Source organism: Leisingera sp. XS_AS12, assembly GCF_041224635.1.
Taxonomy (GTDB): Bacteria; Pseudomonadota; Alphaproteobacteria; order Rhodobacterales; family Rhodobacteraceae; genus Leisingera.
In genome coordinates, this window is the sequence record NZ_JBGFGM010000126.1 from 267,156 (window position 1) to 280,190 (window position 13,035).

The window sequence follows — 13,035 nt, forward strand, 5'->3', positions numbered from 1 at the left end:
ATCCGTTACTTTCCGTGCATTTCGGGGTCAGTAGATGAAACCTTAGTTATGTATCAGTTTTCGCGGTGCAAGCGAGTAAAATCGAAAAAAAAGCGGCTACACAGGTCAGTATTTCTGACCTATTATCGAAACGGGAGAGAGCAAGCTATTCTTTGGGCGGGAGGCCAAGATGAGCACGCAGAAGATTTCACTGAACGACAAATACGATCTGACCAAATCGCCGGTGCTGCTGAACGGCACCCAGGCGCTGGTGCGGCTGATGCTGATGCAAAAGCACCGCGACAAGGCGGCAGGTCTGAACACGGCCGGTCTGGTCACCGGGTATCGGGGATCGCCCCTGGGTGCGGTCGACATCCAGATGAGCCGCGCCGCCAAGCAGCTGAGTGCCGCTGATGTCAAGTTCCAGTACGGGCTGAACGAGGACCTGGCGGTCACCGCGCTCTGGGGGGCGCAGCAGGCGGAACTGCGTGGGGAGGGTAAATTCGACGGTGTCTTCGGCCTGTGGTATGGTAAGGGACCGGGGGTGGACCGCTCGGGCGATGCGATCCGTCATGCCAATATGGCGGGCACCTCGAAACATGGCGGCGTGCTGCTGGCCATGGGGGACGACCACACCGGCGAAAGCTCCACGGTGCTGCACCAGTCGGAATGGTCGCTGCTGGATTGTTATCTGCCCATCGTCAGCCCCGCCGGAGTGCAGGAGATTCTCGACTACGGCATCTATGGCTATGCGCTCAGCCGGTTCTCCGGGCTTTGGGTTGGTCTGAAAACCATGAAGGACACGATCGAGGTCACCTCGGTTGTCGATGCCCGCCCGGACCGGGTGCAGCTGGTGACGCCCAAGTTCGACATGCCGCCCGACGGACTGAACATCCGGCTGGACGATGATCGTTTCCGCCAGGAAAACAGAATCATCGACTATCGCCGCTTTGCCGCGGAGGCCTTCAGCCATGCCAACAAGATGGACAAGCGCGTCTGGGGCAAGCCCGGCGCCAAGATCGGGCTGGTTGCCGCGGGCAAGAACTGGCTGGACCTGGTGCATGCGCTGAAGCTTCTGAACATCGACGAGGCGATGGCCGAACGGCTTGGCATCACCACCTACAAGGTGGGTCAGACCTGGCCGATGGACATGAAGGGCTTCAACGACTGGGCCGAAGGGCTGGACCTGATCGTTGTGGTCGAGGAAAAGCGCAAGCTGATCGAGATCCAGATCAAGGAAGCGTTGTTCGACAACCGCCGCGGCCGCCGGGTGTATGGCTGGTACAAGGGCGGCGCCGGTGCGCTGCACCGCGAGGAACTATTCCCGACCAAATACGCGCTGGACCCGATCATGATCGCCGAAAAGCTCGGCGGCATCCTGATCGAAGAGGGTCGCGACACCGAGGCCATCCGCGCAGGCATGGCCAAGCTCGACGAGGCCCGATGCGCCGACAACGCCGAGGAAATCGCCAGCCGGTTGCCCTATTTCTGCTCGGGCTGCCCGCACAACACCTCGACCAAGCTGCCCGAGGGCGCGCGCGCCTATGCCGGTATCGGCTGCCACTTCATGGTGCAGTGGATGGACCGCGAGACCACCGGCTTTACCCATATGGGCGGCGAGGGCGCGAACTGGATCGGCGAAGCGCCGTTCTCGACGCGCAAGCACGTGTTCCAGAACCTCGGCGACGGTACCTACAACCACTCGGGCGTGATGGCGATCCGGGCCGCGTTGGCCGAGGGCACCAACATCACCTACAAGATCCTCTACAATGATGCCGTGGCGATGACCGGCGGGCAGGCGGCCGAGGGCGGTCTGACAGCGCATCAGATCGCGCATGAGCTGACCGCGATGGGGGTGAAAACTATCGCCGTGGTCTATGACGAGAAGGAGGACGTCGATCCGTCCTTGTTCCCGGCGGGCATGCGGATGCACGAACGTGCCGAGATGATGAAGATCCAGCGCGAGTTCGAAGAGATCGAGGGCGTCTCGGCCATCATCTACATCCAGACCTGCGCCGCCGAGAAACGCCGCCGCCGCAAGCGCGGGCAGTTCCCGGATCCCGACCAGCGGGTGTTCATCAACCCCGACATCTGCGAGGGCTGCGGTGATTGCGGCGTTCAGTCCAACTGCGTCTCCATCGTGCCCAAGGACACCGAACTGGGCCGCAAGCGTGCCATAGACCAATCCTCCTGCAACAAGGATTTTTCGTGCCTGAACGGCTTCTGTCCCTCGTTCGTGACGGTTGAGGGCGCAAAGATCCGCAAGGAGGCGACTGCCACGCTGGAACTGCCGGACCTGCCGCAACCGGACCTGCCTGCGATCAACGGCACCCACAACGTGGTGATCACCGGCGTCGGCGGCACCGGCGTCGTGACCATAGGCGCGGTGCTGGCGCAGGCTGCGCAGATCGACGGCAAGGGTGCAGGGTTGATGGAGATGGCTGGTCTCGCCCAGAAAGGCGGCGCGGTGCACATCCATTGCCGGATCGCCAACCGCCCCGAGGACATCTCGGCGATCCGGGTGGCCACCGGCGAAGCAGACGCGCTGATCGGCGGTGACCTGGTGGTGAGTTCCGGTGCCAAGACGCTGGGGCTGACGACGGCGGGGCGCACCGGGGCCGTGGTCAACAGCCACGAGATCATCACCGGGGAATTCACCCGCAACACCGACTTTGCGATTCCGTCCGACAGGCTTGAGGTTGCCCTGCAGGCGCGTCTGCGCGAGCGCCTGGACCTGTTTGACGCCTCGGAACTGGCCCGTGTCACTATGGGCGACTCGATCTTTTCCAACATGATGGTCTTTGGCGCGGCCTGGCAGCGCGGGCTGGTGCCGGTTGGGCATGCGGCGCTGATGCAGGCGATCGAGATGAACGGCGCCGCGGTGGAGGCCAACAAGCGCGCGTTTGATATTGGCCGCTGGGCAGTTCTTTATCCCGCCGATGCCGCCGCGCTGAGCCAGCCGAAAGTGGTGGCAAAGCCCAAGTCTCTGGACGAGAAAATCGCCTTCCGCGTCGACCATCTGATCGCTTATCAGGGCAAGGGGCTGGCAAAGCGTTACACGCGCCTGCTGGAGGGCATCAGTGATCCGGCACTCAAGGAGGCCGTGGCCAAGGGCTATCACAAGCTCCTTTCCTACAAGGATGAGTACGAAGTCGCGCGGCTGCTGCTGAACAGTCGCAGCCAGGCGGAGGCGGAATTCGAGGGCGACCTGAAACTGTCCTATCATCTGGCGCCGCCGATGCTGGGCGGAGTGGATCCCAATGGGCGGCCGAAGAAACGCAAGTTCAGCCAGGGGCTGGATCGCTGGCTGCGGCTGCTGACCCGTTTCAAACGCCTGCGCGGCACGCCGCTGGATGTCTTTGGCTATACGGCGGAGCGCAAGATGGAGCGCGCGCTGATCGCGCAATATGAGCGCGACATGCGGGAATGGCTGCCGAAAGCCGCGCCGGAGACCATGGATGCCCTTATCGCGCTGGCCGAGTTGCCGTTGCAGATCCGGGGATTTGGCCCGGTGAAGCAAACCAACGAACAAAAGGCTGCCAAGCGCCGCGAGGAGCTGCTTGCGGTCCTTCGTGAGGGAGGGACGGCTGTGAAGCAGGCGGCGGAGTAACCGCCGACGAAGCGCTCCCGCCCGGTGCAGGTCCGGCCCTGCGGGCGCTGGCCCTACGCCGGTTGGGCCCGGCGCCGCGCTGTCGCGCGGCGCGGTGGCGCCATTCCGTCACGGCAGTGTCATGTCGCTTGAATATGGTGCGCTTCCGGCCCTAATTGGCCGGGAGCCGCCGTTCAGGACGACACAGAAGATGCAGTACGATCGTCAGATTGCCCGAGATATATCCTATGCCCATTCCGCGGCGACGCGTCCGGGTCGCGCGCTGATCCGCTTGATGGAAAACGCCACGGGGCGGCTGCACTTGATGCGTCGGGCGGAAGGATATGAACGCGACATCGCGGCCGGGCGCAGCTTCTGGTCGGTGATGGCCGAACGCTATGGTCTGACGCTGGACGTGGTGGGGGGAGGCCTTGGCAATATCCCGCGGGACCGGCCACTGATCCTGATTGCCAACCACCCCTATGGCATCCTTGATGGGCTGATGATGGGGTATATCCTGTCCCAGACCCGCAGCGACTTCCGGATTCTCGCGCATCAGGTCTTTCGCAAGGCCGAGGATCTGAACCGCGTGATCCTGCCGGTCGATTTTGCTGAAACCAAGGAAGCGCTGCGCACCAACCTTGCCACCCGCAAGGCGGCGCTGGAGTTTCTGGGGCAGGGAGGGGCGATTGGGATTTTCCCCGGCGGCACCGTCTCGACGGCTGCGCGGCCGTTTGAACACCCGATGGACCCCGGATGGCGCGCCTTCACCGCGCGGATGATCGCCAAATCCGACGCGGTGGTGGTTCCGGTGTTCTTCGACGGGCACACATCGCGCCTGTTCCAGATCGCCAGTCACCTGCACGTGAACCTGCGGATGGGGCTGCTGTTGCAGGAGTTTCGCAAACGGGTCGACACCCCGGTCCGGGTGGTGATCGGCGAACCGATTGCGCGCCGCGACCTGGCGCCACTTGCGGGCGATGCACAAGCGCTTATGGATTTCCTGCGCAAAGCCACGTATGACCTGTCTCCAGTACCGCTCAGATCTTATGCCCACGGGTATGAGTTTGAGGACAAACACCGCGCCTGAGAGAGCATTATGGCAGTTGGCATCTTTGATTCAGGTCTTGGCGGCCTGACCGTTCTGAACGCGGCCCAAGCGCGGCTGCCGGACGTGGAATTTCTGTATTACGGCGATAATGCCCACGCCCCGTACGGCGTGCGGGATGCCGAGGACATCTATCAGCTGACGCGCGCGGCGGTGCACAGCATGTGGGACCAGGGCTGCAACCTGGTCATTCTCGCCTGCAACACCGCCTCGGCGGCGGCACTGCGTCGCATGCAGGAGGGCGGTCTGCCCAAGGGGAAACGGGTGCTTGGCGTCTTCGTACCGTTGATCGAGGCCCTGACCGAACGCCAATGGGGGGACAATTCGCCGCCGCGTGAGGTTGCGGTGCAGCATGTGGCGCTGTTTGCCACCCCTGCCACCGTTGCCAGCCGGGCGTTCCAGCGCGAACTGGCTTTCCGCGCCATCGGGGTAGATGTCGAAGCGCAAAGCTGTGGTGGCGTGGTCGATGCCATCGAGGATGGCGACATGATTCTGGCCGAAGCCCTGGTCCGCAGCCATGTCGATGCGCTGAAGCGCAAAATGCCGCAGCCGCAGGCCGCGATTCTGGGCTGCACGCATTATCCGCTGATGCAGGATGTGTTCCAGGCTGCGCTGGGGCCCGAGGTGAAGGTGTTCAGCCAGGGGACCCTGGTGGCAGAGAGCCTTGCGGACTACCTCGAACGCCACCCGGATATGCTTGGCTCCGGCCCCGGCGGTTTCGTAACCACCGGCAACCCGGCCCGTGTCAGCGATCGTGCAACGCAATTTCTCCGACGAGAAATCACCTTTCGCTCGGCGTGACGGTCGGCGGCTGCAAAAATCCTGCGGCCAGTCTGGCCTGCGCGGCAGCCCTCCTTCGTTACATGTTCCGCAGAAGGCTGCGGATATGGCTCATCACATTTGAAAGACGAGGTCTGACATGACCCATAAAGTGGCTATTCTGGGCGCTTCCGGCTATACCGGCGCCGAACTGGTGCGGCTGATCGCGCAGCACCCGAACATCGAGATCGCGGCCCTCGCGGCAGAGCGCAAGGCTGGCATGACCATGGCCGAGGTGTTCCCGCACCTGCGTCACATGTCCCTGCCAACCCTCTGCAAGATCGAGGAAATCGACTTCTCCGCCATTGACCTGTGCTTCTGCGCGCTGCCGCACAAGACCAGCCAGGAGGTGATCGCGGCGCTGCCCAAGAACCTGAAGATCGTCGATCTGTCGGCGGACTTCCGGCTGCGCGATCCGGCCGAGTATGAAAAGTGGTACGGCAATGCCCATGCCGCGCTGGAACAGCAGCAGGAGGCGGTCTATGGCCTCACCGAATTCTACCGCGAAGACATCAAGGCCGCGCGCCTTGTGGCCGGCACCGGCTGCAACGCCGCTACCGGGCAGTTTGCCCTGCGGCCGCTGATCGCGGCGGGCGTCATCGATCTGGATGACATCATTTTGGATCTGAAATGCGCGGTGTCGGGCGCTGGCCGGGCTTTGAAGGAAAATTTGCTGCACGCGGAGCTGAGCGAGGGCTACAACCCCTATGCCATCGGCGGCACCCACCGGCACCTTGGCGAATTCGACCAGGAGTTCAGCAAGATTGCCGGTCGACCGGTCAAGGTGCAGTTCACGCCGCACCTGTTGCCGGTGAACCGGGGCATCCTGGCCACCACCTATGTCAAAGGGGACGCGCAGGCGATCTATGACACCTTCGCCAAGGCCTATGCCGATGAACCTTTCATCGAATTGCTGCCCTTCGGCGAGGCACCCAGCACGCATCACGTGCGCGGTTCGAACTTCTGCCATATCGGGGTTGCCAAGGACCGTATCGATGGCCGCGCCATCGTGTTCGCGGCACTGGATAACCTGACAAAAGGTAGCAGCGGCCAGGCCTTGCAGAACGCAAACCTGATGTTAGGTGAGGAGGAAACCTGTGGCCTGATGATGGCGCCGCTGTTCCCCTGACGGGGCGGCGCTGTCAGCCCGGCTCCTGGGTCTTGACCAGAGGACACCATGAAGAACCTGAAGAAACAGCGCCGTATACAGGTCATCGCCCTTGCGGCGGTGGCGCTGATCGTCGCCACCGCGCTGATCGGCTACGCGATGCGGGATGGCATCAACTATTTCCGCTCCCCCAGTCAGGTCGTCGAGGCACCGCCGGAGCCGACCGAGGTCTTCCGCATCGGCGGGCTGGTTGCCGAGGGGTCCTTGGTACGGGGGCAGGGTGAGACGGTGCGTTTCGCAGTGACCGATGGGGGGGGCACCGTTGATGTCACCTACACCGGTGTGCTGCCCGATCTGTTCGAGGAGAACCAGGGTATGGTCGGCACCGGTCGCTACGTGAACGGTGTGTTCGAAGCATCTGAAATTCTTGCGAAACACGATGAGACCTACATGCCCAAGGAGGTCGTGGACGCGCTGAAGGAACAGGGTGTCTACCAAGAGCCCGAGAGTTGACCGCCTAAACTGGCCGGTGCGCTCCCACCCCAAAGACGCCTCCCTTTCGGGAGGCGTTTTGCGTTGGGCCGGGCGCCGCGCGGCGCGCGGCGCGGCGGCGCCTCACCGGGGTGTTGCGCAAGCAGCGCACGCCGGTCTCAGCGGATCTTAGCAGATTTTCGGCAGTCTCATCGCGTCCGGCAAACCGGAAAAGGGTGAGGTGCAATGCAGACAGTTCAGGACATCGCGGCAGAGATCGTCGCCCGCGAAGGCGGCTTTGTGAATGACCCGGATGATCCTGGCGGCGCTACCAAATACGGCGTCACCATCGGTACCCTGCGGCGGCTGGGGCTGGATCTGACCGGCGACGGGCGGATCGGTGTGGATGACGTGCGCGCCTTCAGCCCCGAAGACGCTGAGCGGATCTTCATCCGCCATTATTTCGATGCGCCGGGCATCGGCGCGCTGCCACAGTCGGTGCAGGCGTCGGTGTTCGACATGTATGTGAACGCGGGCAGCAATGCGGTGCGGATCCTGCAGCAGCTACTGGTTCAGATGGGCTACCAAGTGACGGTGGACGGCGTGATCGGCCGACAGACCGCAGGTGCCGCGCGACAGGCGGCAGAGGTGGATGCGCAGGCCTTCCGCGATGCCTACGGGATTGCACGGCGCAATTATTACTTCCGCCTTGCCGACAGGCGCCCGGCCAGCCGCAAATATGCGCGCACCCGTGCGGGCACAAAGGGTGGCTGGATCCGACGGGCCGAGGCCTTCCTGTCCCCCGAGTACCACCTCAGCCAGCAGGCATTTCAGCAAAGGACCGCAGCATGGGAATGATTACAGATATCTTGGCGCTGGTGTTCGGCAGCCGTCGCAATCTTGTGCGCGAAACCGCAGAGGTGTTCCGCGAAAACGCCGAAGGCAGCGCGCAGCGCGCCCATGCGGTGCAGGTCGCGGCGCTGTCACAGCTGGGGGCCGAGTTCCAGCGGGCGCAAAAGGGCAGCTTTGACCGTTTCATGGACGGGGTGAACCGCCTGCCGCGCCCCATGCTGGCGCTGGGGACGCTGGGGCTGATGGTCTCGGCGCTGGCGGACCCGGTGTGGTTTGCCGCCCGCATGCAGGGCCTTGCGCTGGTGCCGGAGCCGCTGTGGTGGCTGCTGGGCGTGGTGGTCTCCTTCTACTTCGGCGCGCGGCATCAGGTGAAAACCCAGGAATTTCAGCAGGGTCTGGCGGCCAGCATGGCGCGTCTGCCGCAGGCTGTTGAAAACATTGCCGCGCTGAATGGCCTTCGCGCAGACAGTCCCGGCAGTGCCGCCACCGGCACGGATGCGGCCGCCCGGCTGGACACGGTAACAGCCGTCGAAAACCCGGCGCTTGAGGCGTGGAAAGCGCGGCGTGGCTGATCACATTTGCGCGGCTGCGGCGGCGTGGCGCGCCGATTGCCATTGGCCCCGCAGGCAGAGCGGCGTATAGCAGACAGGCGAATAGGAGACCCCATGATTACAGAGCTCGGCCACTTTGCCCTGATCCTCGCCTTCATGATCGCCATCGTGCAGATGGTGGTGCCCCTGATCGGCGCCCAGAAACGCTGGCCCGGATGGATGGCCGTCGCGGAGCCGGCAGCACAGGCGCAGTTCCTGTTCACCGCCTTTGCCTTCGGCGCGCTGATGTGGGCCTTTGTGACCTCGGATTTCTCGCTGAAGCTGGTGGTGCTGAACAGCCATTCGGCCAAGCCGTTGCTCTACAAGATCTCCGGCACCTGGGGCAATCACGAGGGCTCCATGCTGCTCTGGGTGCTGATCGTGGCGCTGTTCGGGGCGCTGGCCTCCGTATTCGGCGGCGGGTTGCCCCCGACGCTGAAGGCGCGAGTGCTGGCGGTGCAGGCCGCCATTGGCGTGGCGTTCTTTGCCTTCATCCTGTTCACCTCCAACCCGTTCCTGCGGCTGGTGGTGCCGCCCTTTGACGGGCAGGACCTGAACCCCTTGCTGCAGGATCCCGGTCTCGCCTTCCATCCGCCGTTCCTGTACCTCGGCTATGTCGGCCTCAGCATGGCGTTTTCCTTTGCCGTGGCCGCCCTGATCGAGGGGCGCGTGGATGCGGCCTGGGGGCGCTGGGTGCGGCCCTGGACGCTGGCGGCCTGGATCTTCCTGACCATCGGCATCGCGCTGGGATCCTGGTGGGCCTATTACGAGCTGGGCTGGGGCGGCTTCTGGTTCTGGGATCCGGTCGAAAACGCGTCCTTCATGCCGTGGCTGCTGGCGGCGGCGCTGTTGCATTCGGCCATCGTGGTGGAAAAGCGCGAGGCGTTGAAGAGCTGGACCATCCTGCTGGCGATCCTGGCGTTCGGCTTCTCGCTGATCGGCACCTTCATCGTGCGATCCGGCATCATCACCAGCGTTCACGCCTTTGCCAACGACCCGGAGCGCGGCGTTTTCATCCTGATGATCCTTGCCTTCTTCACGGGCGGCGCGCTGACGCTGTTTGCCGCGCGCGCCCAGGCGATGGAGGCCAAGGGCGTGTTTGGCGTGCTCAGCCGTGAAAGCGCGCTGGTGGCGAACAACATCCTGCTGGCGGTCAGCTGCTTCGTGGTGTTCTTCGGTACCATCTGGCCGATCGTTGCGGAGATGCTGTTCGACCGCAAGCTCAGCGTTGGCCCGCCGTTCTTCAACTCGGCCTTCACCCCCTTCATGGTGGTTCTGGGGCTGCTGCTGCCGGTGGGCGCGATGCTGCCGTGGAAGCGGGGCAAGATCGCGCGGGCCGCCTGGCAGCTGCGCTTCGTGTTCGTCCTCGCGGTGTCACTGGGCGTGCTGGCCTGGGCGGTGCAGACCGGGCGCAGTGCGCTGGGGCCTGTGGGGCTGTTCCTCGGCGCCTGGGTGGTGTTCGGCGCGCTGGCGGACCTGTGGCTGCGCAGCGGCAAAAGCGGACGCTTGCAGCGGATCGCACGCCTGCCGAGGGCCGATTGGGGCAAGGCGGTGGCGCATGCGGGACTTGGCATCACGATTTTTGCCGTCGCGGGGCTGACCGCCTGGGAGCAGGAAGACATCCGCGTTGCCAATCTGGGCGAGCCTTTCACCGTCGGTGGGTATGAGCTGGTGCTGAAGGACGTCAGCCGCGAGCAGGGGCCGAATTACTTCAGCACCAAGGGCCATGTCGAGGTGCTGCGCAACGGACGCCTCGAGGCGGTTCTATACCCGGAAAAGCGCGACTACCCGGTGGCGCGGATGCCGACCACCGAAGCGGCGATCGACTATCGGTTCACCCGAGACCTCTACGTGGTACTCGGTGCTCGTCAGGAGAATGGCGGCTGGACCATGCGTACCTACATCAAGCCTTTCGCGAACTGGATCTGGGGCGGGTCCATCCTGATGGCGCTGGGTGGTCTGCTGAGCCTGAGTGACCGGCGCTTCCGCGTTGCGGCTGGCGCACGCAAGACCGCGGCAACAGGAGTGGCGGCAGAATGAGGTTGGCAGGTCTGAAATCCCTGATCGTTATTGGGCTGACCACGCTCAGCCTTCTGGCAGCAGCGCCGGGCGGGGCTGTTGAACCGGACGAGGTTCTGGACGATCCGGTTCTGGAACAGCGGGCGAGGCACCTGTCAGAGGGCCTGCGCTGCCTGGTGTGCCGCAACGAGAGCATTGACGATTCAAATGCCGAATTGGCGCGGGATCTGCGCATTCTTGTGCGGGAACGTCTGCTGGCCGGCGACAGCGACACCGAGGCGCTCGATTTCATTGTTGACCGCTACGGTGAATACGTGCTGCTGCGCCCGGCGATCAGCGGCGCGAACTGGCTGTTGTGGGCGGCGGGACCATTGATGCTGCTGATGGCGCTGGTCATCGGGGTGCTCTACGTGCGCGGTCGCGCGCGTGCCCCCAAAGTTGCGGAGCAGTCGCTGAGCCCCGAAGAGCAGGAACGCCTGCGCAAAATCCTCGAGGAGTGACGCCGGGTTGGGCTTTCCCGTAGGCGGGCTTTGGGCCAACATGGCGGCAAAAGGGCGGGCCGTTTCGCGGCCGCTGCCAGGCTCCAACAGATGAGGCGCGCCGATGGACTATAAGGAAATCCTGTTTTCGCTGGAGAACGGGTTGGCCGTTGTGACCCTGAACCGGGAGGCGCGCAAGAACGCGCTGAACAGTCGCATGCGGCTGGAGATCACCCATGCGATGCAGCAGGCCGCGGCCCAGGCCCGTGCGGTGGTCTTGACCGGGGCAGGCGATGCCTTCTGCTCGGGGCAGGATCTGAGTGATGCGGGCAACGGCGGGGACCTCGACCTCGAACGCACGCTGCGCGATGAATATCTGCCCATGCTGGAGGCAATCTACGATTGCCCGGTTCCCGTGGTTGCCGCCGTCAATGGCGCGGCAGCGGGGGCAGGGGCGAACCTGGCGCTGGCTGCGGATGTGGTCATCGCCTGCGAAAGCGCCTTCTTCATGCAGGCGTTTTCCAAGATCGGCCTGATCCCCGATGCCGGCGGCACCTGGTTCCTGCCGCGCCAGATCGGATTGGCCAAGACGATGGGAGCTGCCCTGTTTGCCGAGCGCATCTCGGCGCGCAAGGCAAGCGCCATGGGCATGATCTGGGAGGCGGTGCCGGATGCCGAATTCGCCGCCCATTGGCAGGCGCGTGCCACCTATCTCGCAAACGGGCCGAGCAAGGCCTTTGCCGCCACCAAAACCGCCTTGCGGGACAGCAACGGGAATTCTCTGGCGGAGCAATTGCAACTGGAAGCGCATCTTCAGGGGCAATGCGGCAAGAGCCGGGATTTCCTCGAAGGCGTGACCGCCTTCATGGAAAAGCGCCCCGCGAAATTCGAGGGGCGCTGAGAGCCACTGGCGGGTGTCGCTGTGAGGGGGCCGGGGCTGTTGCCCCGGCGTCTTACAGGGACATCAGCGGCGAGGACGAGCGGTCAACAATCGAAATGTCGCTGGCCGACAAACTGGTGCCCGCGCCCGGAACCCGCGCGATCAGCGTGTTATTCGCGTAGATCAGTGCCGAGCCTGCGCCATCACCGGTGCCGTCGTCGTCCCAGCCGAGTTCCAGATCCGGCAGGGCGCCTTCACCGTCGTGAGAGTAGACAATCACGTCCTCTCCCTGGGTGAAATCGGTCAGGACCACCGGGTCGTGATCCTCCTCCATCCAGTCACCGATGGCCAGCGTATCGAAACCTTCGCCAAGCGTGACCGTGTCACCGTCTCCCGCGATCACGATATCATCGCCATATCCGGCATGGATGCTGTCCGCGTCGCTGTCGGTATCTTCGTCGTCGGCGCGCAGCAGCGCCTGCAGGTCTTCCTGCGTCACATCAGGTTCTTGACCGGCCTCCAGTGCGTCGGTGATTTCACGGGCCATTTCCGCGATTTCCTCACCGTCCATCGCGCTGGTGGCCACGATCGTGTCATCGCCCAGATCGCCCCAGATCGTATCTGCGCCCTCGTGATCGAGGATGGCATCATTGCCGCTGCCACCACGCATGAAATCGTCGCCGGTGCCGCCAGTGAGGAAATCGTTGCCTTCTTGCCCGAACATCCGATCATCGCCGCCACGCCCTTCGATCAGGTCATCGCCCGCACCGGCGAATACCACGTCGTCCTCCTCGCTGCCGACCACGACATCGGCTTCGTCGCTGGTTTCGAGATCGGTCTCTTCGGAGGAAGCTTGATCGCTGCCGTCGTCATCGTCGTCAAAGATTGCCATGCCAAGTCCAACGGCGAGGCCAAGCGAGAGCAAAATCAGCAATTCCATCAAGAAAATCCTTTTGAAAAATAAACCGGGCCCGGCCCGACCATCGAACAGCCTCTCGCCTTCGGCCGCGTGGAATTGAGTGGCAACTGTGAAGGCGGCTTGTGGGTAATTGGTACGGGGCAGAACATTTTATGTCAAATTTGAGCGGCCACTGTCCCGGGGTGCCGGACAATAGGACTTGGCGGTGAATTTTGTTCAGAA

General features: G+C 63.7%; 11 protein-coding genes. 10 read left to right on the top strand and 1 reads right to left on the bottom strand.

Annotated elements, in window-relative coordinates:
* The first annotated feature begins 169 nt into the window (after positions 1 to 169).
* The 10 genes from AB9K35_RS21575 to AB9K35_RS21620 all read left to right on the top strand — a co-directional run bounded on the left by AB9K35_RS21575 (position 170) and on the right by AB9K35_RS21620 (position 11,915).
* Positions 170 to 3,589, top strand: coding sequence for an indolepyruvate ferredoxin oxidoreductase family protein (locus AB9K35_RS21575; protein ID WP_369929332.1), 3,420 nt, complete (start codon positions 170 to 172; stop codon positions 3,587 to 3,589).
* Positions 3,590 to 3,779: 190 nt separating this feature from the next.
* On the top strand, positions 3,780 to 4,658 hold the full coding sequence (locus AB9K35_RS21580) for a lysophospholipid acyltransferase family protein (RefSeq protein ID WP_369929334.1): 879 nt from the start codon (positions 3,780 to 3,782) through the stop codon (positions 4,656 to 4,658).
* Between the two features lie 9 nt (positions 4,659 to 4,667).
* Complete coding sequence (locus AB9K35_RS21585; RefSeq protein ID WP_369929336.1) at positions 4,668 to 5,477, top strand: glutamate racemase; 810 nt, start codon at positions 4,668 to 4,670, stop codon at positions 5,475 to 5,477.
* A 118-nt stretch (positions 5,478 to 5,595) separates the two neighbouring features.
* A complete protein-coding gene (gene argC, locus AB9K35_RS21590) occupies positions 5,596 to 6,624 on the top strand; it encodes an N-acetyl-gamma-glutamyl-phosphate reductase (protein ID WP_369929338.1) in 1,029 nt (342 codons plus the stop codon).
* 48 nt (positions 6,625 to 6,672) lie between these two features.
* Positions 6,673 to 7,116 carry a cytochrome c maturation protein CcmE gene (gene ccmE / locus AB9K35_RS21595; RefSeq protein ID WP_369929340.1) on the top strand — a complete coding sequence of 148 codons (444 nt, stop codon included), beginning with the start codon at positions 6,673 to 6,675 and terminating at the stop codon, positions 7,114 to 7,116.
* A 204-nt stretch (positions 7,117 to 7,320) separates the two neighbouring features.
* Positions 7,321 to 7,932, top strand: coding sequence for a holin-associated N-acetylmuramidase (locus tag AB9K35_RS21600; RefSeq protein ID WP_369929342.1), 612 nt, complete (start codon positions 7,321 to 7,323; stop codon positions 7,930 to 7,932).
* Positions 7,923 to 8,498 carry a holin family protein gene (locus AB9K35_RS21605; RefSeq protein ID WP_369929344.1) on the top strand — a complete coding sequence of 192 codons (576 nt, stop codon included), beginning with the start codon at positions 7,923 to 7,925 and terminating at the stop codon, positions 8,496 to 8,498. The genes AB9K35_RS21600 and AB9K35_RS21605 overlap by 10 nt, the downstream gene beginning before the upstream one ends.
* Before the next feature lie 93 nt (positions 8,499 to 8,591).
* Positions 8,592 to 10,556 carry a heme lyase CcmF/NrfE family subunit gene (locus AB9K35_RS21610; protein ID WP_369929346.1) on the top strand — a complete coding sequence of 655 codons (1,965 nt, stop codon included), beginning with the start codon at positions 8,592 to 8,594 and terminating at the stop codon, positions 10,554 to 10,556.
* Positions 10,553 to 11,035, top strand: a complete 483-nt coding sequence (locus AB9K35_RS21615) for a cytochrome c-type biogenesis protein CcmH (RefSeq protein WP_369929348.1) — start codon at positions 10,553 to 10,555, stop codon at positions 11,033 to 11,035. The genes AB9K35_RS21610 and AB9K35_RS21615 overlap by 4 nt, the downstream gene beginning before the upstream one ends.
* A 103-nt stretch (positions 11,036 to 11,138) precedes the next feature.
* Positions 11,139 to 11,915 (top strand): enoyl-CoA hydratase-related protein, encoded by a 777-nt coding sequence (locus tag AB9K35_RS21620; protein WP_369929350.1) that lies wholly within the window; start codon positions 11,139 to 11,141, stop codon positions 11,913 to 11,915.
* Between the two features lie 52 nt (positions 11,916 to 11,967).
* On the opposite strand, the gene AB9K35_RS21625 is transcribed toward AB9K35_RS21620, so the two are convergent.
* Positions 11,968 to 12,834 (bottom strand): calcium-binding protein, encoded by an 867-nt coding sequence (locus AB9K35_RS21625; RefSeq protein WP_369929352.1) that lies wholly within the window; start codon positions 12,832 to 12,834, stop codon positions 11,968 to 11,970.
* Between the last annotated feature and the right edge of the window lie 201 nt (positions 12,835 to 13,035).